At 65.3% G+C, this 20,829-nt stretch carries 16 protein-coding genes and 1 pseudogene; 7 read left to right on the forward strand and 10 right to left on the reverse strand.

What is annotated here, in order from left to right; translation table 11 throughout:
• The 10 genes and pseudogenes from GPA_RS18930 to GPA_RS05150 form a co-directional block, all read right to left on the reverse strand.
• Positions 1 to 475 (reverse strand): DUF5685 family protein (locus tag GPA_RS18930; RefSeq protein WP_231847575.1); only part of this gene is annotated, 475 nt, incomplete at its 3' end.
• Between the two features lies 1 nt (position 476).
• Positions 477 to 917 carry a MarR family winged helix-turn-helix transcriptional regulator gene (locus tag GPA_RS05120; RefSeq protein ID WP_041239133.1) on the reverse strand — a complete coding sequence of 147 codons (441 nt, stop codon included), beginning with the start codon at positions 915 to 917 and terminating at the stop codon, positions 477 to 479.
• A gap of 10 nt (positions 918 to 927) precedes the next feature.
• Complete coding sequence (locus tag GPA_RS05125; RefSeq protein ID WP_041239134.1) at positions 928 to 1,344, reverse strand: zinc ribbon domain-containing protein; 417 nt, start codon at positions 1,342 to 1,344, stop codon at positions 928 to 930.
• A 218-nt stretch (positions 1,345 to 1,562) separates the two neighbouring features.
• The gene (locus GPA_RS05130; RefSeq protein WP_331429816.1) at positions 1,563 to 4,358 is read right to left on the reverse strand and encodes a PAS domain-containing protein; all 2,796 of its coding nucleotides are present in this window, start codon (positions 4,356 to 4,358) and stop codon (positions 1,563 to 1,565) included.
• Between the two features lie 12 nt (positions 4,359 to 4,370).
• Positions 4,371 to 6,329 (reverse strand): annotated as a pseudogene (locus tag GPA_RS20495) (sensor domain-containing protein); the annotation flags it as partial.
• Between the two features lie 253 nt (positions 6,330 to 6,582).
• Positions 6,583 to 7,866 (reverse strand): homoserine dehydrogenase, encoded by a 1,284-nt coding sequence (locus tag GPA_RS05135; RefSeq protein ID WP_041239135.1) that lies wholly within the window; start codon positions 7,864 to 7,866, stop codon positions 6,583 to 6,585.
• A gap of 10 nt (positions 7,867 to 7,876) precedes the next feature.
• Positions 7,877 to 9,232, reverse strand: a complete 1,356-nt coding sequence (gene lysA, locus GPA_RS05140) for a diaminopimelate decarboxylase (protein WP_041239136.1) — start codon at positions 9,230 to 9,232, stop codon at positions 7,877 to 7,879.
• Positions 9,233 to 9,608: 376 nt separating this feature from the next.
• Complete coding sequence (locus GPA_RS17960) at positions 9,609 to 9,758, reverse strand: hypothetical protein (RefSeq protein ID WP_015539166.1); 150 nt, start codon at positions 9,756 to 9,758, stop codon at positions 9,609 to 9,611.
• 488 nt (positions 9,759 to 10,246) lie between these two features.
• Positions 10,247 to 12,019, reverse strand: a complete 1,773-nt coding sequence (locus GPA_RS20370) for a hypothetical protein (protein ID WP_041239137.1) — start codon at positions 12,017 to 12,019, stop codon at positions 10,247 to 10,249.
• A 161-nt stretch (positions 12,020 to 12,180) separates the two neighbouring features.
• Complete coding sequence (locus tag GPA_RS05150; RefSeq protein WP_049784018.1) at positions 12,181 to 14,274, reverse strand: efflux RND transporter permease subunit; 2,094 nt, start codon at positions 14,272 to 14,274, stop codon at positions 12,181 to 12,183.
• A gap of 358 nt (positions 14,275 to 14,632) precedes the next feature.
• On the opposite strand from GPA_RS05150, the gene GPA_RS05155 reads away from it, so the two are divergent.
• The 7 genes from GPA_RS05155 to GPA_RS05185 form a co-directional block, all read left to right on the forward strand.
• Positions 14,633 to 15,187: a TetR/AcrR family transcriptional regulator gene (locus GPA_RS05155; RefSeq protein ID WP_015539167.1), complete on the forward strand. Its 555-nt coding sequence runs from the start codon at positions 14,633 to 14,635 to the stop codon at positions 15,185 to 15,187.
• A 330-nt stretch (positions 15,188 to 15,517) separates the two neighbouring features.
• A complete protein-coding gene (locus GPA_RS05160; RefSeq protein ID WP_015539168.1) occupies positions 15,518 to 15,913 on the forward strand; it encodes a molybdenum cofactor biosynthesis protein MoaE in 396 nt (131 codons plus the stop codon).
• Between the two features lie 323 nt (positions 15,914 to 16,236).
• On the forward strand, positions 16,237 to 17,469 hold the full coding sequence (locus GPA_RS05165; protein WP_015539169.1) for a molybdopterin molybdotransferase MoeA: 1,233 nt from the start codon (positions 16,237 to 16,239) through the stop codon (positions 17,467 to 17,469).
• A 270-nt stretch (positions 17,470 to 17,739) separates the two neighbouring features.
• The gene (gene amaP / locus GPA_RS05170; RefSeq protein ID WP_015539170.1) at positions 17,740 to 18,363 is read left to right on the forward strand and encodes an alkaline shock response membrane anchor protein AmaP; all 624 of its coding nucleotides are present in this window, start codon (positions 17,740 to 17,742) and stop codon (positions 18,361 to 18,363) included.
• 12 nt (positions 18,364 to 18,375) lie between these two features.
• Complete coding sequence (locus GPA_RS19985) at positions 18,376 to 18,945, forward strand: DUF2273 domain-containing protein (RefSeq protein ID WP_049784019.1); 570 nt, start codon at positions 18,376 to 18,378, stop codon at positions 18,943 to 18,945.
• Between the two features lie 79 nt (positions 18,946 to 19,024).
• Positions 19,025 to 19,546, forward strand: a complete 522-nt coding sequence (locus tag GPA_RS05180; protein WP_041239138.1) for an Asp23/Gls24 family envelope stress response protein — start codon at positions 19,025 to 19,027, stop codon at positions 19,544 to 19,546.
• Positions 19,547 to 19,730: 184 nt separating this feature from the next.
• Positions 19,731 to 20,829: Mbeg1-like protein (locus GPA_RS05185; RefSeq protein WP_083808934.1), on the forward strand; the 1,099-nt coding region annotated here is incomplete at its 3' end.

Raw genomic sequence — 20,829 nt, forward strand, 5'->3', positions numbered from 1 at the left:
TGCCGGAAGATACGGCCGCGGCGGCGGTCTCCTCCAGGCGCCCGATGTCGGCCAGCCCCTCCTCGATGGCCGCGCACGCCTTCGGATGGCGCGCGCCCACCTCGCGGTACGCCTTCTCCAGCAGGAAGGCGTAGGTGCGCGCCCAGCCGCTTCGGTCGTCGCGCCAGTCGTCCAGGCACTTGTGGTACACCAGCGCCACGGTCATGTCGGCCGCGTAGTCGACGCATTCCGAGCCGAGGTACGCATGGGGGCGCACCGGGTGCGGCGCGCAGCGCTTGCTGCCCTGCCGCTCCTCCGGCTCGTAGAGCGAGCCCAGCAGCAGCGCCAGGAACGTCATGTCGTAGGTGAGCGCCACCCGGCAGCGCTGGCCGAACCGCTCGCCCAGCGCACGGCACACGCCGCAGTACGCCGCATGGTAGCGCTCGCGCTCCTCCTGCGTCAGGTCCTCCATGCGGGGCATCACGTAACCGAACATGCTAGCGCTCCAGCTTCGCAGCGAACGAGTTGAGCGCCCGGAACCCGGCAAGGATGGCGTCGAACGTCTCCGGCGGCTCGTTCTCGAATGCCGGGCCGTAGCAGCGCCTGATGTCGGCGTCGATACGGGCCAGCAGCTCCCGGCCCTCGTCGGTGGCACGCAGCTCGAAGGCGCGACGGTCGCGGTCGCTGCGGCGGCGCTCCACCAGGCCCCGCTCCTCCAGCTTGTGGCACACGCTGGAGAAGTTCGTGCGCAGGATGCCCGCACGCTCGCTAAGCTGGGTGGACGTTTGTCCCGGCGCGCTCACCAGCTCAACCAGCACGTGCATCTGCTGGAGCGTGAGCCCGTTTCGCTGGCATGCCGGGGCCACCAGGTCGTGCAGCAGCTTCTGCATGTCACAGGCCACGTCGAAGAACGCGCGCTTGAACTCGTTGATGTCCACCGGGGGTCCCTTACGACTTCTTCGTCGTCTCGGTCTTGCACTTCGGGCACACCACGCGCAGCGTGCCCTTGCCGCGCGGCACGGACAGCACGGTACCGCAGCCCTTGCACTTGAAGTAACGCGTGGTCTTGCGGTTCGCCCACGCCTTGCGCTGAAGCGCAATCCAGCGCTTGGGCTTCTGAACAGCCTGCTCGAACGCCGCGTTCTCCTTCGAGCGCGCCGCGATGTTCTTCGAGAAGCTGCGGAACAGCGCCACCGCGAGAACCGCCAGCACCAGCCACGACAGCAAGTCGAGCCCCGGAATCACCGAGGCGATGAGCAGTATGATACCCACGCCCATGAGGAAGTTCGACAATCCGTCGACGCCGTTGCGACCCTGCATCCAGGCGGCCATCTTCCACTGCAGGCGTTCGAAGAAACCTCTCACGTTGAGCCTTTCCCTTCGCCTCCCCCGCCCGCCTCTCGGGCGCCCTCGGGCGGCGAAATCCATTTAGTTATAAAATAAGACTATTCGCGCCGATTCGTCGCGCCGTCACCCAATCGAAACGTTACGGTCACAAGACGGCCACAGGTCTGCAACGCCGGGCAGGAGCCGGCGGCGGCGGACTGCCGCCGTGCCGTCCACGCCGCCTCCTTGCACGACCCTTACGCCAAGCCGCCCTCTTCGGCCAACTCATAGCGCACCCCGCTCATGCTCTCCTCGAAGCGGGCGAACGAGCGTCGGCCCCTCATCTTCGCCGCGAACAGGGCGGCGTCGGCCTTTTGGTACAGCTCGTCGAACGTCATACCGTCTTGGGGGGCCAGCACATAGCCGGCAGACACTGAGAACAGGAACTCCCGTCCGCCCGAGATACGTTGGATCTCCATGGCGGCGAGCGTTTTTTCCAGCGTTTCCTCAAGGGTACGCACGCTCGCGTGCTCGCACCAAACCATGAACTCGTCGCCGCCCATGCGGCACACGATATCCCGGGGGAACGACGCCTTGAGCGCGGCGGACATCGTGGCTATCACCTCGTCGCCGTACGCATGCCCGAACACGTCGTTTGCCTGCTTGAAACGATCCATGTCCAACATGATCAGGGCGCACGGCTCGCCCTGGTGCCCGCACCCTCGTGCCTTTAGGCGCTCCTCGATACGCGGTATGGCGGTCTGGCGATTGTAAAGCCCGGTCAGCGCATCGGTTTCGGCCATTTTGACCAGCTTCAGCCGTTGCTCGCGCAGGCTCTCGATAGCCTCGCTGTCGGCCTCGCTTTTGCAGCGCGCATCTACCCGGTCGGTCACATCGGCGTAGTAGCCCACCGCCTCTACGAGCTCGCCCTGGCTGTCGCGAACCGTCTCGCACTTCGTCTCGAACCACACCACCGACCCGTCGTCGAGGATGAACGGGATCTCGGATTCCAGGAGCTCGTGGTCGCCCGCCGCCTCGATACGGTCGAAAAACGCGAAGAATTCCTCCCTGTGCTCTTCGGGAATGCAGCTGCAGCCGGCCTCCTCGTTGAAGGGACCGTCGAACACCAGGCAGCCCCCATGCCGCCGCCCTATTCGGCCGAACGAACGGCGCGACAGCTCGTTGTCCATCACGATCAGCCGATTCTTTCCGAGGTCCCACTCCCAGCTGTTGATGCCGGCCAGGCGCAGCACGCCCTCAAGCTTTCGGCGGGCAAGCCAGAGCTCCTGCTCGCGTTTTTTGAGCGCGGTCACATCAGTGATAAGGCAAAGCGCCTGGTAGCCCCTGCCTTCTTCGCCGCATCTTCCCTTGTCCCAACCCTCCACGCGCCGTACCTCGCAGCGGATCCAGATAGAGGGAACGGCAGGGTGAGCGGCCTCCACGACGAAGGTGGAATCCGCGCCCGCCTCGATCGAGCCAGCAACCTCGTCGAACATCCTGCGGCCCGTGCGCGAATCTTCGGCGCACAAGCGCTGCTCAAGCATGCGGGCCAGCGCATCGCCCGCATAGCCGCATTTGCGCGAGATGCCGTCGGCGATAACCTCGAAGCGCGCATGCGCGCGGTCGGTCCAGCTGACGAGCACGATGTCGTTGAGCGTGTGATCGACGAGCATGCGCATGGCGTTGCGCAGCTCAACCGTCTCGGTCACGTCGACGACAACGCCCTGCAAGAACGAGACGCCCTCGTAGCGCAGGTAACGGCTCTGGTCGACCACCCACAGGTATCCGCGATGCTTCGACTTCATGCGGTATTCCAGCTGCTCGGCATCGTCGGCCCGCCCCTCGCGCATGGCGGCAACTCCCGCTGCCACGGCATCGCGATCATCGGGATGCACCATGTTCTGGAACTTGTCGTCGAAGACCTCCTTGAGCTCCTTGCGGGAGTATCCGAACATCTCCACGAAACGATCGCTCACGTACAGGAACTCGAAACCGGGCGCGTCGGCGCAGCGGTGGTAGCCGCCGGGCATATCCTCGTTCAAGAACGCGAGTTCGCGGTTCTGGCCCAGAAGCAGCTCGTTGCGCTCGGCCAACTGCTGCTGGGCCGCCATGACCTCGGAGATGTCCGTGCAGGCGCTCACAATGGCCAAGCGGCCGTCTTCCGCCTCCACCACCTTGCCCTTGTCGAGCGTCCAGAACCATGTCCCGTCCTTCTTCGGCATGCGGTAGGTGGTGGTGTACTCGAGCCCCGGATAGTACTCCGGCCCGATATCCTCCTGCACGGCAGCCAGGTCGTCGGGGTGGATGGTGTTGCCCACGTGCCAGTCGATGGCCTCCGCCAGTTCGTCGTAGGATTCGTACCCCAGCAGCTCCACCATTGCCGCGTTGGCGAAGTAAAGGGGGAATCCGTCCTCGCAGTATCCGCCGATCATGCCGCCGGGCGACATCTGCGCGAAGATGGCCGAAGCCGTGCGGCGGTTCTCCTCGGCCAAGCTCATGAACGCCCTGTCGGCGTTCGAGACCCCCACTACGGCCGACAGCGCGCGTTGGGACGATTCAAGCTGCCGCGCCTGGCGCACCTGCTCGGTCACGTCGGCGAGCGAACCGTAATAGAAGCGGTGACCATCGCGTTTACGCAGGTAGAACACTCTTAGATGAATATGGGCCGTGGAGCCGTCGGGCTTAAGGCGGCGCATGTCGACCTTCGCGCCGGCCGGCGCCTTCCGGTACGCCTCCTCGAACGCTTCCAGGAAATCGAGCCAGTCGTCCTCGTACACCAGGCGCGTAATGCGGTGGCGACGCTCTTCCAGATCGATGGGGTTGATCCCCGTCAGGCGGCAGTACTGCTGGTTGGCGCTCACCAGCTCAACCTCGCCGTCGTGCACGTCGTAGAAGGCGATGGCCCCGAGGATGTCGTCCATCATGGCATCGCTTAGCACGCTGTCGCTCAACAGCTGGCGCAGCTGAAGCTGCTCGATGCGGTCGGCCTGGAGCCCGCGATAGTCGACGTTCGCCGGATTGGCGATGATCGGCTCGAACTCCTCGGGCGGCATCGGGCGGTAGAAGTAGTAGCCTTGGGCGTACAGGCAGCCTGCCCTCATCAGGAAGTCGCGCTGCTCCTCGGTCTCCACGCCTTCGGCAATGACCCGCAGATCCACCAAGCGCGCCATCGTGATGATGGACTCCAGGATGCTCTTGCCCTTGCGCGCTTGGCTCCCCTCCACGTCGAGCAGCTTCATGTCCAGCTTGAGCACGTCGACGTTCAAGTCCTTCAACATGTTGAGCGACGAGTACCCGCTGCCAAAATCGTCCATGTGCACCGCGAACCCGGCTGCGCGCAACTCGTCCACCAGCCGGGAGATAATCTGGTAGTCCTCGACGTAGGCGCTCTCGGTGATTTCAACGGAGAGCAGCTTCGGGTCGATCCGGTACTTAGCAACGAGCCCCTTGAGGGCGTCCACCACGTCGACGGCGTAAACATCGCGCCGCGACACGTTGACCGATATGGGCACGGCCGTGCGCCCAGCGTCGATTCAGGAGCGCAAAGCCCTGCATACCTGTTCCCATATATGCAGGTCGAGCGCCGTGACCAAACCGTTGCGCTCGAGCACGGGCATGAACCGCGCCGGCGGGATCACGCCACGCTCGGGATGCATCCAGCGGGCGAGCGACTCCAGGCCGACTATCTTACCGGTGGCTATGTTGCACTTCGGCTGGGCATAGAACACGAACTCGCCCTCGGACAGCGCCCGCTGGACCTCGAGGAGAAGGGTGTGGTCCTCTTCCATCTTCTCCATCATGTCCTCTTCGTACCAGCCCGTGAACTGGGCGTAGTTGCCCTTGACCGAATCGAGTGCCACGAGCGCGCGGTCATACATGGTGCTGACCGGCAACGCGGGGTCGACGACGGCATACAAGCCGAAGGAGGGAAGGAAGGCCATCTCCTTGCTGACGCGGCGCACGCAGTCGGTGATCTTGCCTTGCAGCTCCTCTACCAGAGCGGGCCGATCGGGCATCGCAATGCAGAAATCGTCACCCAGAAGGTAGCCCGCCACCGCCCCGTAGTCACGTTCGGCCTGCGACAAGAGCCCGGCGATTTCCTTGAGGAGGCTGTCGCCCGCCTGCTCTCCGTGCCATTGGTTGAACAGCTTGAAATGCTCGACGTCGATAGCCATGAGGCAATACGGTTGGTCGGGATGCGCGGCAAGCAACTCGGCAGCGGCGCTGAAGAAGGAGACTCGCGTGAGCAAGCCCGTCATCGGGTCGATGGGAGAAGGGGCGAACCGCATGAACAGGGCCGGATCGTCCCACAATTCGCCTTCGATATCCTGGATAAAGCACAGGGCGAGCTCGTCCTCGCCGGGACTGCACGGCAGCGGCACCACGAGCTGCTGGATCCAGCGCCATCCGCCCTCGGCCTGTTTCCTGCGAAAACGATCTCGCAGCATGCCGCCATTGGCGTCCTTCGCCGCGGCGTCGGCGAAGCGGGCGCGCAGGGTATCCAAGTTCCAGAACTCGTTGAACGCCGCCAGGTCATCGGGATGAATCATGCGGCGCCCCACATCCTCGAGCATGCCGTCCAAAACGCCGGTACGCTCCGACGTGGCGTGCTTGCCCTCGATATGGTAGAGGCTGCGGTAGGCATTGGCCGTGAGGTTGAGCTCGAACAGCTCGTCGTAGCCGGCCGAGCCGGCAAGCTTGAACGGCAGGCTCTTGTCGTTTTGGTCGATCTCGTGGCACAAGAGGAGGTGGCACGCGCCCAAACCGGGCCATTCGATGTCGGCAGCCTCGACTTCAACCCACGTCTGGATCAACCGGTTGAAGAAGAGCGTCTTGTCTCCGAGGGTCGCGCCCAAGGGGCAGCCGGGGCACGGGGCGGTCCTTCCGCACAGCTCGCGGTAGCACGGGCTGCCCAGCTGCAAATCGGGGTAGAAGTGCTCCAGCACCTCGTTGAAATAGGCAATGCGGTACTCGTTGTCGACAACGTAAACGCCGGTCCCCGCTTTGCCGACCACTGGCTCCATAGGCCCCTCTCCCCGTCCGTCGCAGCAAAGCCCGCGGCAGCTCCCCTTTGAAGGCTTGCGGGCCGTTCTTTACAATTGTAAGCATTTTTTGGGCGTTCTTAGACATAAAATCAACGTCTATCAGGAATAACGAGGTTTACGACTGAAAAATCCGCGGCAAAGCGCCGGCGCCGCAACGCAAGCGGGGCCCGCTTTTGCAGACCCCGCCCTTGTGCATACCTTCGGTTTTGCGGGCTGTTTCGCCCGCACGCCGCTAATCCTCCACGCGGATGACGCTCGGCTCCTCGCGCAGCACGTCGTCGAGCTTGGCGATGTCGGCGAGCACGGCGCGCACGCTCTTCTCGCGGGCGGTGTGGGTGACGTACGTGATGTCCACGCTGTTGCCGTCCTTCTTGCCGCGCTGGATGACCGAGTGCACGCTCACGTCGTGGCTGGCGAACACGCCGGCCATGGCCGCCAGCACGCCGGAGCGGTCGGCCACGGCGAAGCGGATGTAATACTTGGTCTTGAGCTCTTCCATGGGCACGAGCGGCAGCTTGTCGGTGCAGGTGCAGCCCACGAACGGCGGGATGCCGGCCTGCAGGTGGCGCGCTACCTCCAGCACGTCGCCCATGACGGCGCTCGCGGCCGGGCCGGAGCCCGCGCCCTCGCCGAAGAACATCGTCTCGCCCACGGCGTCGCCCACCACGTAGATGGCGTTGTACACGCCGTTCACGGTGGCCAGCTGGTGCGAAAGCGGCAGCATGGTGGGGTGCACGCGCACGTCGATGCCCTCCTCGGTGCGGTGCGCGTGGGCCAGGAGCTTCACGCAGTAGCCCATGTCCTTCGCTATCTCCAGGTCGAGCGGCGTGATGTTGCGGATGCCCTCGGCGTGCACGTCGTCGATGGTAACGCGCGAGTTGAAGGCGATGGAAGCCAGGATGGCGATCTTCGCCGCTGCATCCAGGCCGTCGACGTCGGCCGTGGGATCGGCCTCGGCGAAGCCCTTCGCCTGCGCCTCGGCCAGCACGTCGGCATAGGGCATGTCGTCCTCGGCCATGCGGGTGAGCATGTAGTTCGTCGTGCCGTTCACGATGCCCATAACGGAATCGATGCGGTTCGCGATGAGCGAGTGCTTCATCGGATCGATGATGGGGATGCCGCCGCCCACGCTGGCCTCGAACGCGATCTCCTTGCCCGCTTCCTCGGCGGTGCGCATGACCTCCTCGCCGTGCGTGGCCATGAGCGCCTTGTTCGCCGTGACCACGTTCTTGCCGGCACGGAGGGCGCCCAGCACCACGTCGCGCGCCACGGTGGTGCCGCCGATGAGCTCGATGACGATGTCGATGTCCGAGTCGTCCAGGATGTCGTGGAAGTCCTGCGTGAAGATGTCCTCCACGCCGTGCTCGATAGCCTGCTCGGGGTTGCGCGAGCACACGCGCGCCAACTCCACGTCAATGCCGTAGTGGCGCTTGAATTCCTCGCGGTGGTTCTTCAGGATGTCGATGCACCCGCCGCCCACGGTGCCGGTTCCCACGAGTCCAAGTTTAACCGTCATGTTGCTGCTCCTAAATGTCTCGACTGTAGAGGTCCTCGTACGTTTCGCGCCGCGTGGTCACGCGAGCCTCGCCGTCCTTCACGAACACGACGGCCGGGCGCGGCTGGCCGTTGTAGTTGCTCGACATGGTGTGGTTGTACGCGCCCGTGCCGAACACGGCCACGACATCGCCCAGGTCGGGGCGCTGCATGGGCATGTCGATGACCACGGCGTCGCCGCTTTCGCAGTGCTTGCCGGCGATGGTGACGATCTCGGTGCGCGGCTGGGCCGCTTTGTTGGCGACGACCGGCTCGTAGTCGGCGTGGTAGAGCGCCGTGCGGATGTTGTCGGACATGCCGCCGTCCACCGCCACGTACTTGCGGATGTTCGGCAGCGTCTTGATGATGCCCACCGTGTACAGCGTCACGCCCGCCGTGGCCACCAGGCTGCGGCCCGGCTCCACGAGCAGCCGCGGCTCGGGCATGCCGTGCTTGGCGCAGGCGGTGCGCACGGCCGCGGTGATGGTTTCGGCGAACTCGTCGATGGAGGCGGGCTTGTCGTCGGCCGTGTAGGCCACGCCCAGGCCGCCGCCCATGTCCAGCTCGGAAAGCTCGATGCCGTACGCTTCGCGGATGCGCGCCATGAGGTCCACCATGACCTCGACGGCCTCCGGGTACGAGTGCAGCGCGAAGATCTGCGAGCCGATATGGCAGTGCAGGCCCGCCAGACGCACGTTGGGCGCGGCGAGCACGTCCTTCACGCATTTGAACGCGAAGTCCTCGCGCATGGTGAAGCCGAACTTCGAGTCCTCGCAGCCCGTGCGGATGTACTGGTGCGTGTCGGCCTCCACGCCAGGCGTGATACGCATATAGACGGGTTGCTCGACGCCCAGCTCGCCGGCGATTTCCGAGATGCGGCGCAGCTCGATGCGGCTGTCGATGACGATGCGGCCCACGCCGGCCTGGATGGCCTCGCGCAGCTCCTGCGGCGTCTTGTTGTTGCCGTGCATGAAGATGCGCTCGGCCGGGAAGCCCGTGGCCAGCGCGCACGCCAGCTCGCCGCCACCCGAAACGTCGAGGCACAGGCCCTCTTCGTTCACGATGCGCGCGGCCTCCTTGTTGAGAAACGCCTTGCTGGCGTAGACGACGTCGGCGTTGCCGTAGCGGCTGCGAAATGCCTCGAGGTAGGTTTCCATGCGCGTGCGCATGTCGCGCTCGTCCATGACGTAGAGCGCCGTGCCCTGCTCGCGCGCGAGCTCCACCATGTCGACGCCACCGACGAACAGGTGCTCGTCGCGCACTTCGGCCGTGAGGGGAAGCACCGCGCCCAGCTCCATGGTGGTGCGGTTGTCGGGCTGCTTGCTCGTGTCTGCCGCAGGTAGGGACATGCGCGTTCCTTTCGTGTCCATCGTGTTGCAGAGAGAATTCACCCAGTCTAGCATTGCCGTGGGAGAGGCGGTTTTCAGATGGGCTAAAAAGAGGAATATTACACGGCGAGCAGCGTGTTTCGCGACGTGCAGCTGCCGGACGAGACGCGCTCGGCGAAGAGCACGAAGCGGAAAGCCGGAGGCCGGGGCGCGCAGGGGAGGCAACGTGCGAATGCGCGCGGATGCGCTTGCCGGTGCGTCGAATTGGCTGCTCAAGCATATTGCAGAAACGCTCGCTGCTCCTTATAATGCGGATTACCGGCGGTGCCCAGGACGGCGAGACTTAGGCAGCTACACCATCCAGCTCGGGCGGCGCAGGTATTGCGGGAGACCGGGCTTAGTCCCGGTCTTTTGTTATCTCAGCTTCCTTGCTGGATCCCTCCCTGCTTCGTCCGTGTTCTTTATAGTCCGTCCACAGATCGTGAAGGAAGCTCCCGATCGTGGCCACCGCCGCTATGGCGTAAAGGATTTCAAGAACGATGCTCATAGGCACCACTCCCTTCGAGGAAGCGCCACCCGAACACGGACACCGCCGGCATCGTGCATTCTACGCTGACGAAGAGGTGGTGGGAAGGTGGTAAATTTCCTGTTCAGATATTATTTTTCGCATTTGAAAACGCGCGAGGTCCGCGATGGATCCGCATCGAATCCGTGCAAGGTTTCCGCGTCTTTCGTGCAAGGTTCGGACGGCGTTCTGGGGATATCCGCGCAAGGTTCGGACGGCGAATCGGCAAGGTTCTGACGGTCGGCGTGCAAGATTCGGACGGTTGGCCATCGGCAAACCTGCAAGAACCAGCGCAACAGGCACGAAAAAGCCAGGGCGCCGCACGTAAGGGCGCGGCGCCCTGGCTTCTCCACCAAACCATCCGAATCCCAAGCAGGGTTTTCCACCATGGCGAACGCTGCTCGATCATGCCCTTTCCAGCGCCCTGGCACCTTTCCAAAGGATGGCTGCAGGCCTTACCCGAGAAGGCCCTATGCCAACCCGAACAAGGCAAGCAGGCGGTCCCAAATGCCCCGCTCGGGTTCTTCGACTGCCGGCTCCTCGTGCGACGGGGCCTCGATGGGATCGGTGGACATGACGAACTGCACGAGCGAGACGTTGGTGTTCTTCGCGCTGGCATAGCTCACCGGTTTGAAATCGCTCTTGTCGTAGTCGGCCATCATGGCGTCGATCTCTTCCTGCACCTTGGCGGGAATGCCCTGCACTTCCTCGTACAGCGTGCCGGTTCCGTCGGCAAGCTGCCGAGCGCCCGAGGACAGCTGGCCTGCACCGGCCGACAGCTGACCCGCGCCCGAAGCCGCCTGGTTCGCGCCGGAGGCGAGCTCGGACGTGCCCGAGGCAAGGGCGCCCGCGCCGCCGGCGAGCTGGGAGGCGCCGGAAGCGAGGGAAGAGGCGCCTGATGAAAGCGCCGCAGCGCCGCCCATCAAACTCTGCGGGTCAGCGCCGGACCCAAGGCCCGAAGCAGCACCCTTAAGCGCATCGGCAGCTCCCAGCGAACCGGAAGCCGTGCCAATGCGCTGGACCACGGCGCCAATGCCCTGCGCAGCCGCACGAACCGCGTCCGCCACGAGCGCCTGCTGCTTAGCCTGGTCGGGCGGCACCTGCGCATCAATTAACGTCTGGTAAACAGCCTGATAGGTAAATGTGTAAGTGCCAATAGCTACCTGCAACTCCTGCTGCAATGTGTCGATGTCCTCGGCCTGGTCTTGCTGCGCCTGCGCTTGGGCCAACAAGCCATTTTGATATGCGCCCAAACCGCCGCTCAGTCCCGCAGCCCCTTCCGCAAGCCCCTGCGCTCCCGCAGCCACGCCCTGCGCGCCTCCTGTGAGCTCGTTCGCGCCGCCGACCAGCTGGCCGGCGCCTGCCGCGAGGCCGTCCACGCCGCCCGCTACCTGGCCCACACCCGCCGCGAGGTCGCTTGCCCCGCTCGCCAGGCCGTCGGCGCCGGCCTTGAGCTCGCCCACGCCGTCGCCAAGCTGGCGGAACCCGGACACGAGCTCCGTCGTGTCCGGTGTCTCGATGCCCATGGAGAACGGCACGGCAGCGAACGTGATGCCGCTCATCGTGAAGCCGCTCACCTGGGCCTCGACCCTGAACGTGCCGTCCTTGCCGGGCATGCCCGTGAACGTGACCTGCGTGTTCGAGCCGGTGAGCGCGATCTGGCCGTCCTCAGTCGCCACTTCCTTCACCTGGTCCGACACGAACGGGACGGTGATCTGCAGCAGGTAGTTGTCGAAGAACGCCGGGTCGACCGAGGCGTCCTTCTTCGTAGTCACGATGATGGCCAGCTTGCCGCTCGCACCGCCCAGGTCGGTCGCGTCCACGCGCTTGCCGTCAAGCTCGTACGTCACCGACACGTCCCACGGCAGCGCTGCCGCGCCCAAGTCTCCCTGGTAGCTCAGCGAGTCCTCGGCGACGTCCACCGACACGGCATCGCCCTGCTGCTCGATGCCGCTCGCGTCGGTGAGGTTCTGCACGGCGGTGTACGGTCCGTAATCGACCACCGTCCCCGGCGCATTCGGCTTGAGCACGTTCACCACGTACACGTTGTCCACGGCTCCCGCCGCAGACAACCGCGCGTACACCACTTCTTCCTTGGGCGTGTCGTTGACGGCCGCCCCGGCCGCCGCAGCGCTCGCCGCCGCACCGCCCTCCGCCGCTAAAGCCGCGATCGTCGCAGGCGAGCCGCCGCACAGCCCGATAGCCAACGTGCCCGCCAGCACGAGCGAGAACGCCGCGCCCAAACGCGCCCGCGCCTTCCGCGCGCAGCGGGCCGAACGCCCCTCCCGCGGCCCGGCCATACGCACCGCTTCGCCAGAAGCTGCCGCGTCGCTGTCTCTTCTCTCGGTATCGTCAGTCTTGCCCGACCCCGAACGCAGCGCCGATGCCGTTCTCTTCAGAAGCCTCATGAGCCAGCCTCCTTTTCCGTTTCCAAATGCCCGCCGCCGCGGAAGAAGCCCGCATGCCACGTGGTCTTTGCGATGAGCTTGTCGAATATGAGCAACGCGGCCGGCAGGAACGTGACCACGAGGAAGAACGACAGCAGCGTCCCGCGTGCCAGCAGCAAGCCCAAAAGCGACACGATGTTGTTCGTGGACGTGAGCCACAGCACGAGCCCCGCCGAGGTGAGGATGCTCGCCGACACCAGGATGCTCTGGAACGACGTGCCCAGCGTGCGCGCCAGCGCCTGACGCGGCGGCATGCTGCGCCGATGCTTGCGGTACGTGTCGGTGAACAGGATGGCGTAGTCCACCGTGGCACCCAGCTGCACGGTGTTGATAACCAAAAAGCCCAGGTAGTTCAGCGAATCGCCCGTGAAGTACGGCACGGCCAGGTTCAGGAAGATGGCCGACTCGATGGTGGCGATGAGGATGACGGGGAGCGTGGCGGATTTGAACGTCAGCACCAGCACCAGCAGGATGGCCGCAATGGCGATGAGGTTCGTCACCTGGTTGTCCTCCGTCACCACAGTGCGCATGTCGTAGAGGCTTGCCGCCATGCCGGTGACGAGGCCCGCATCCCCGTACAGGTCGTGTACCGCGGCGCGCACCTGCTCCACCACGGCGAAGGCCTCCGTCCCCTCTGACTCCGTGTCCGCGTACACCACGATGCGCGCATCGTGCTCCGAGTAGAACTGCTCGGTGACGGCGGGGTCCAGGAACCCGGTGGGGATGGCCGCGCCCACGGCGGTGGGATACGACAGCACGCTCGTGACGTGCGGGATCTGCTCAAGCCGCTCGGCCAGCTCCAGCTCGCGGCCTATGTCGCCCTTCGGCACCAGCACCACGGCGGGCGTGGACTGGCCGAACGCATCGTTGATGGCCTCGGTGTCGCGCGCCACACGGGTCTGGCTGCCCTCGGTCGATCCCATGCCGTAGGTGAACGAGGTGTTCGCCTGCGCCAGGAAGCACGGCACCACCAGCAGCAGCACGAGCGCGAACACGGGAATGCGCAGCGGCGCCAGCACCTTCCCCACACCCTTGAACGTGGGAAGGAACCGGCGGTGCTTCGTCTTGTCGATAAGCTTGTAGGCCACCAGCGTGAACGCCGGCAGGAACACCACCACGCACAAGAACGAGAACACGATGCCCTTGCACAGCGTGATACCCAGGTCGGCGCCGATCCGGAACTGCATGAAGCCGAGCGCCGCGAAGCCGAACAGCGTGGTGGCGGCCGAGGCGGCAATGGCGGAGAAGCTTTGCCTCATGGCCGTGCGCATAGCCCGCACCGGGTCGGGCTCTCCCTCGCGCGCCCGCTGGAACGCGTGCAGCAGGAAGATGGCGTAGTCCAGCGACACCGCCAGCTGCAAGATGGGCGCGATGGTGAACGCGATGTAGGACACCTCGCCCAAGAAGATGTTCGTACCCATGTTGAGCAGCACCGACACGCCGATGGCTAGCAGGAAGAACACCGGCTCGATCCACGAGGTGGTGGACAGCACCAAGATCAGCAGGATGAGCGGCACCAGGATGGCGAACGCATTGGCCACCTCGCCGCCGGCCATGGCCTTGGACTCGGCCGTGTTCACGGCCTGGCCGGTGGCGTTGCCGTCTTCGCCCACGATGTCGTAGATGGCTTGGAGCGCCTCGGTCTCCTGGCCGTTTGCCACGGTCACGTCGAACAGCGCGTGGCCGTCGCGGTAGTACTGATCCACGGCGGCGGGGTCCAGCATCTCAAGCGGCGTGCCCAGGTCAACCACGTCGTCCAGCCATAGCACGCCCTCTATGCCGGGCGCATCCGCCAGCTGCTGCTTGAACGCGAGGGCCTGCTCCACGTCTACGCCGTTCACCATGACGCGCGCGTTGGGCACGGCTGCGTCGAACTCGGCATCCATCTCCTCGAGCGCACGCGTGGACTCCGCCGACTCGGGCAGGTAGGACGTCAGGTCGTAGTTGATGGGAACGAACAGTGCCGCGATGCCCGACAGCAGGGCAAGCACCAGCGCCACCCCCACGATAGGGGCGCGATGATCCGTGACGAACGCGCTGAACCGCTCCACTGATGCGCCCTTCCTGCCACCGGTGCGACCCTTCAATCAGAGCAGTCGACGCGACCGCTCCGGCTTGGCAACACCATGTTGATTATCTTTCGCTGATACTGTTATATTGCATTATGCCGAATCTTCAACCGATGATCTTTTCAGATGTGTCGGCAAATCGACACTTTTGCCTCTGATGTCGGACGTTACCGAAAAATTGCACAATGACGGCGAAAAGACAGGCGGCCGGCAAGCAATCGGGCGGCGGACGGACAAGGGGCAGGCAAGCACTGGTCGAAAGCAATGGGCGTAAGGCGGTCGACGAGCGATCGGGGCGGCAAGGGAACCGGCGGGCCGGGCGAGCGAAAGGCGGGCGATCATGAAGCAGGACCATCGGGTACGGCTCACGAAGCTGCTGCTGCGCGAAGCGTTCCTCGACCTGCTCGTAGAGAAGCCGGTGGCGAAGATCACCGTGAAGGAGCTGTGCGAGCAGGCCAACGTCAACCGCGCCACGTTCTACGCGCACTACCGCGACCTCTTCGACCTGCACGAGGAGATCGAGCGCGACCTGGCGCACACCATCATGCGCTCCTTGAGCACCACGCTGCCCAGCCAGTCGCTCAGCGCGTTCAGCAACGAGATCTGCCGCATAATCGTTGACAACGAGCGCTCGTGCCAGGCCATCTTCGGCGAGCACGGCGACCCCGAGTTCCCCCTGCGCGTGGTGGAGACCCTGCGCGAGAGCAGCATCGCCCTATGGCGCCAGCAGCGCCCCGACCTGCCCGAGGCAGAGCTCGACCGCCTGTACACGTTCATGGCGAACGGCTGCCTCGCGGTCATCCGCTCGTGGGTGCGCAACGACATGGCCGACAGCCCTCAGGATATCGCCCGCTTCATAGAGAAGATGACCGATTACGGCCTCGCCGCCCTGTAGCTACGGCCTCGCCGCCCTATAGCATCCCGCGCCGAGCCTCGCCGCCCTGCAGCACCCTCGCCAGTGCTGCACCCGACCTGCTGTGAGCCGCAGACGTCGCTTCGACTTCTTGTAACGAGACGCGCCCTCATGAGCGGCCGAGCCCCCCCCCCACAACCGACGGCCCCCTTACGTGGCGCAGGTCGGCGACAGCCTTCCCGGATGTTTCACGTGAAACATCCGTTCGTATATTGGCGCCTAGCTCCGTTTTTCATATTCCTACTAGATTGCTGTGTTTTTATTGCCCTCGATAGCGTATAATGGCGCTATCGAAACCGAGAAAGGGGAATCATGGCTCAGCAAGAACCGTCCATCGACCAGTGGCTCAAAGAGGCGAAGCAGGATCCGCAGGCCGCGCAGTGCGGCATGTTCCTCGCCCATAACGGCATCGTGCGCATCACGCCGAAGAAGCTCGTGCGCGAGGGCGTGGAGGGCCTGGGCGACGTGGCGCAGGTGGAGTTCTCGTACGATGCCGAGGGTGTCGCGGCGGCCGAGAAAGAAGCGCTCACGTGGCCCGGCGTGTACTACGTGCGCACGTGGCTGAACGAGGGCGTGCTCAACGTGGGCGATTCCATCATGTATGTGCTGATCGGCGCCGATATCCGCCCGAACTGTATCGATGCGCTGCAGAAGCTCGTCGGCAAGATCAAGAACGACCTCGTGGTGGAGAAGGAGATCTACGCGTAGGACGCTCGCGCCACGGTTCCGCCAACCAAATAACGAACGAATGTTTCACGTGAAACATTCGCGAAGGAGCGCGCGCAAGCGCGTTTTTTCGTGTTCGAGCGCGTTTCTCGTGCATAAGCGCATTTCTCGTGCGCAAGCGCGCATTTCGCACATGACCGTTTTTTTTCGCGTGCCTTTAAGCCGATCCGCACACTTGCCGTCTCCTTCCCCGGAGGCCCCTTCCTTTTCTCGTTCCTCCTTCCTGATTAAATATCCTGATATCAAAATATTTCTTACGTACTATAATAAAGGCCAGCACATCCACACGAGCAGGGAGAGCCATCATGGGAGAGAAGATCATGCAGGGGTTTCCGTCGCGGGAGGAGGCGCTCGCGGACTTCTTCGCCGCTTGGGAACCGCCGGCGGCTTCGACGGCTACCGAGCTGGTGAGCTTGGACGAGGCCATAGGGCGCGTGACGGCGCGTGACCTGGTATCGGCGAACACGCTGCCGGTGGTGCGCGCGTCGGCGTGCGACGGCATCGCCGTGAGGTCGGCGGCGTTCGCAGACGGGCGGCCGGACACGAGCACCTGGGAGCTCGGCCGCGACTTCGTGCGCGCCGACACCGGCGACGACTTCCCCGACGCCTACGACGCCGTCATCATGATAGAGAAGGCCGCCATCCAGCCGGACGGCTCGGTCGTTCTCGATGACGACGTGCAGGTCGAACCCGGCACGAACGTGCGCCAGGCGGGCGACACCATCAAAGCCGGCACGCCGCTCATGAAGGCCGGCCTGCCCATCCGCCCGACCGACCTGGCGGCGCTTGCCATGGGCGGCATCACGCTCGTGCCCGTGCGCCGCAAGCCGCGCATCGCGTTCATCCCCACCGGCAGCGAGCTCGTGCCGGCCGGCATCGCGCCGCGCCGCGGCCAGAACGTAGACACGAACAGCCTGATGGTGAAGCATATGCTCATCGAGTACGGCGCCGATCCCCTCGTCTTCCCCATCGTCCACGACGACGAGGCCGCCCTTGAGCGGGCGTTCGCCGAAGCGCTGGCCGTAGCCGATGCCGTGGTGGTCAACGGGGGGTCCGCCGTGGGCGAGGAGGACTTCAACGTGCGCATGATCGAGGCGCGCGGCCGCGTGGTGCACCACTACATCGCCGCCGTGCCGGGCCGCCCGCTCATGATGGCCGTGGCCGACGGCAAGCCCGTCATCGACCTGCCCGGCCCCACGATGGCCGCCTACTACGGCACGCAGTGGTGCCTGCAGGCCGTCGTCGCGCGCTTTCTGGGCGTGCCCGTGCGCAAAGTGCCCGCCGTACAGGCCCGCGCAGCCGCCGCGGTGGGCGGGCCGCCCCAGATGGCGAACATCGCCCGCGTGAACCTGACCCGCGACGGCGATCCGGCGAACCCAACCGGCTACACCGCCGAATTCCTCAACTTCAAGGCCGGCGACCTGGCCGCCTGCATGGCCAGCAACGCCCAGCGCGTCTCCCCCATCGGCGAGCGCGGCTTCGAGGCCGGCAGCCTCGTGGACGTGGAGCTGCTGCGCGGCGAAGAGCTTATCGGCTAAGAAGCCCCGCAGCGGACCCTCTCGTCGGCAAGCACAAAGCGCTGTCCCTCCGCTCGACGCGCAAAGAGCGCGCATCGGCAAGGTCCGCCTGCAGGTCGATTCCGACGGGGCGCGAACGTCTTGCGCCCCGCCTTAACGGCCCGGCAATCGTCCGGCCGCACTTCCGTACAAGCGGTTACCGCCATCCATCCTTTCCCCTAGAGTAGTCGCACTCCATCCGACCGCGCGCCGCTCACCGCGATGCGCGCACGAGAAAGAAAGGCGGCATATATGGGAAAGTTCAAGCGCTTCTGCATGATCGTGTTCGTCGTCGCTGCCGTACTCGGCATCGGTGTGCTCGCGGCCCTGTGGTTCGCGTGGGAACCGCTGTTCCCCGCCATCGCGTGGCTCATGGCCATGCCCTGGTTCTACGTCGTGGAAGCCGTGCTCCTGGGCATCACGGCGGTGGGCCTGCTCGTGGTGCTCATCCGCGCGCTCACCGCGCCGGGCAAGAACTCGCAGCTTGAGATCGAGCGCGACAACGGCAGCATCGCCATCACGCAGAACGCCATCCAGTCCACGGTGAAGCACGTGGTGGAGGCGCACCACGGCCTGTCGACCGACAACGTGAAGGTCGATATCACCAACAAGCACGATCCGCGCATGGCCATCCATGCCAAGATCGATCCCGGCCGCAACGCCGAGCTGGGCGAGCTGGGCGCGAAGCTGCAGAACGAGATCTCCTCGACCCTCGAGGCGTTCACCGGCTACCCGGTGGATTCCGTGCGCATCACCTTCGCCGGCGACGCCGACGTGGTGACGCCCGCGTTCACGCAGCAGGCCACGAAGTACTCGGAAGACACGCACCGCCAGCACCAGACGCAGCCGGTGCCGGCCCATGCCGTGGGCAAGTAAGGAGGTGCGACCATGACGCAATCGGCCATACGCATACATCCGGCCCCGATGACGAAGAACCCGTCCAAGGCGGGCGCGGGCAAGGCGAACGCCAAGCAGAGCCGGCCCAAGCAGAGCGCGGCGCAGCAGGGCTCCACCGCCTCGGGCGCGGCCAAGGCCTACCAGCCCCAACAGCAGGCCAAGGCGGCGAAGGGCGACCCGGCCAAACCGAACCCCGACGCCCGCAAGGTGGGCGTCCCCGGCGCCGGCACCACCATGAGCGCGGACAAGACGCCGGGCCCCGAGGCGCAGACGCCCTCCGACGTCATCACGAACGCGGCCGCGAAGGCCCAGGAAGGGAAGACCGTCATGTTCGCCAGCATGCGCGCTGCCACGGCACCCTACCTGGAGAAGCACAGCCATACGGTGCTCTACGGCATCGTGGGCTTCGTCGCCGCGGCGCTCATCCTCATCGTAGGCTTCTGGCCAACGGTGCTGCTCGCGGTGTTCGCCGCCGTGGGCGTGGTCATCGGCCGCTACCGCGACGGCGACCAGAAAACCCGCGAGCGCATGAAGGGCATCCTGGAACGCATCAGCAGCTAGCAGCCCTGGCGTGCCCGGCCGCATGTCCGTCACGCCACCCTAACCGGTTTCAACCACCTGACGATAGAAAGGAACCACCATGTCCCAAGCAACCATGACCAAGCCCTCCTCCTCCGCCAAGAGCACGTACGACCCGTACGCGTCGATGGAAGGGCAGGACGCGAGCGCCAGCTCCTACCAGGCCGACAGCGTGCCGGCCGAGCCGCAGTACAAGCTCGTTATCGACGAGAACGTCGTGGAGAAGATCTCCTCGAAGGCCGCCCAGAAGATCGACGGGATCATCGACATGAAGGGCAACCTGCTCTCCCGCGTGCAGGAGGGCCTGGGCGGCAACGACAAGACGAAGGGCGTGGACGCCGACGTCGTCGACGACAAGAACACGAAGCTCGACCTGGACATCGTACTGGAATACGGCAAGTCCGCCACCGATGTGTTCGACCAGATCAAAAAGGTTGTCGGCCAGGATATCAAGGACATGACGGGGCTGAACGTCATCGAGATGACCGTGAACGTGGTCGACGTCATGACCCAGGACGAGTACGACCAGAAGAACGGCAACAACACCGACGACGGGCAGAGCGGTTACTCGAACGACCAGTAGAGACTCCCGCGCGTCGTGTTGCCGCACGCGCCCCGTCCGCATGCGGCGAAGGCCCGCCTCTCCTTCGGGTAGGCGGGCCTTGTACTGCCCGGCACCCCGCCCCTTCCGCGCGTCCCACCCGTCCCCGCTGCGAGCCGAAGCGCTACAATGGGGTGAACACGCCCACGTGCGGAGGAAGGCGCCCATGAACCTGCTCGACTACCTGGCGACGGAGTTCGCCCCGTTCGACGAGAAGCCGTTCAACCCGGTGGACTCGGCCGTGCTGTCCCAGTTCTGCATGGTGCGCGCCGAGGGGGTGGTGCCGGCGCTCCGCGAGCGCTCGTCGTTCCTCGACCTGGGCACCATCGTGGAGAACCTGCTGTCCCCCGCGCGCTCGGCCGTGCGCTTCGCCGACGCCCTGCGCGCCGAGCTGTACCCCTCCATGTTCACCGGTCTGGACCCCCATAGGGTGAAGGAGAACCTGCTGGCGCTGGCCGCAAGCCCGCGCTTCCGCGACATGCGCGTCCGCGATTACCTGAGCCTGTTCGACACCGACCGCCAGACGCAGTTCGCCGCCATGACGTTCGTCCATCGGAAGGACTTCGCCTACGTGGGCTTCCGCGGCACGGACACGTCGTTCACCGGCTGGCGCGAGAACTTCAACATGGCCTACACCGCCCCCGTCCCCGCACAGGAGCAGGCTGCACGCTACCTGCAGGCCGTCGCGCCGCGCGCACCGAAGCGCGTGTACGTGGGCGGCCACTCGAAGGGCGGCAACCTGGCCGTATACGCGGCGCTCAAGGCGCCGCCCGCCGTACAGCGGCGCATCGAGCTGGTGTACAGCCACGACGGGCCCGGCTTCAAGGCAGGCACGTTCGCACCCGCCGATTGGGCGCCGCTCGAGGGCCGCATCCACCGCACCGTGCCGCAGGACTCGGTCGTGGGCCTGCTCATGGAGTCGCACGTGCCGCCACGTGTGGTGAGGAGCACCGCCAAGGGCATCGACCAGCACAGCGTGTTCTCGTGGGAGGTGGCCGGCGACGACTTCCTCTACCTCGAGGGGCTCACCGACGGCGCGCAGCTCGCCGACGCCGTGCTCACCGAATGGCTGGCGCAGTTCAGCGACGAAGAGGCGGCCGTGGTGGTGGACGCGTTCTTCCAAGCCGTGGAAGCGTCGGGCGCGCGGGACGCCTCCGACCTGCTCTGCGGCGGCACGAAGGCGCTCGCCCTCGTGCCGGAGGCCGCCAAGAACATGGACCCCGGCGCCCGCGCCACGCTGCTCGCCGCGCTGAAGCCCCTCACCG

The sequence above is a fragment of the Gordonibacter pamelaeae 7-10-1-b genome (assembly GCF_000210055.1).
In the GTDB taxonomy this organism is placed as follows: domain Bacteria; phylum Actinomycetota; class Coriobacteriia; order Coriobacteriales; family Eggerthellaceae; genus Gordonibacter; species Gordonibacter pamelaeae.

What these genes read in the sequence shown, in the direction of transcription:
- GPA_RS05165 (WP_015539169.1), top strand. Translation starts at nt 16,237, where the DNA reads ATGGGAGAGAAGATCATGCAGGGGTTTCCGTCGCGGGAGGAGGCGCTC.
- GPA_RS05155 (WP_015539167.1), top strand. Translation starts at nt 14,633, where the DNA reads ATGAAGCAGGACCATCGGGTACGGCTCACGAAGCTGCTGCTGCGCGAA.
- GPA_RS05135 (WP_041239135.1), bottom strand. Translation starts at nt 7,866, where the DNA reads ATGACGGTTAAACTTGGACTCGTGGGAACCGGCACCGTGGGCGGCGGG.
- amaP (WP_015539170.1), top strand. Translation starts at nt 17,740, where the DNA reads ATGGGAAAGTTCAAGCGCTTCTGCATGATCGTGTTCGTCGTCGCTGCC.
- lysA (WP_041239136.1), bottom strand. Translation starts at nt 9,232, where the DNA reads ATGTCCCTACCTGCGGCAGACACGAGCAAGCAGCCCGACAACCGCACC.
- GPA_RS05130 (WP_331429816.1), bottom strand. Translation starts at nt 4,358, where the DNA reads ATGCCGCCCGAGGAGTTCGAGCCGATCATCGCCAATCCGGCGAACGTC.
- GPA_RS17960 (WP_015539166.1), bottom strand. Translation starts at nt 9,758, where the DNA reads ATGAGCATCGTTCTTGAAATCCTTTACGCCATAGCGGCGGTGGCCACG.
- GPA_RS05160 (WP_015539168.1), top strand. Translation starts at nt 15,518, where the DNA reads ATGGCTCAGCAAGAACCGTCCATCGACCAGTGGCTCAAAGAGGCGAAG.
- GPA_RS19985 (WP_049784019.1), top strand. Translation starts at nt 18,376, where the DNA reads ATGACGCAATCGGCCATACGCATACATCCGGCCCCGATGACGAAGAAC.
- GPA_RS05180 (WP_041239138.1), top strand. Translation starts at nt 19,025, where the DNA reads ATGTCCCAAGCAACCATGACCAAGCCCTCCTCCTCCGCCAAGAGCACG.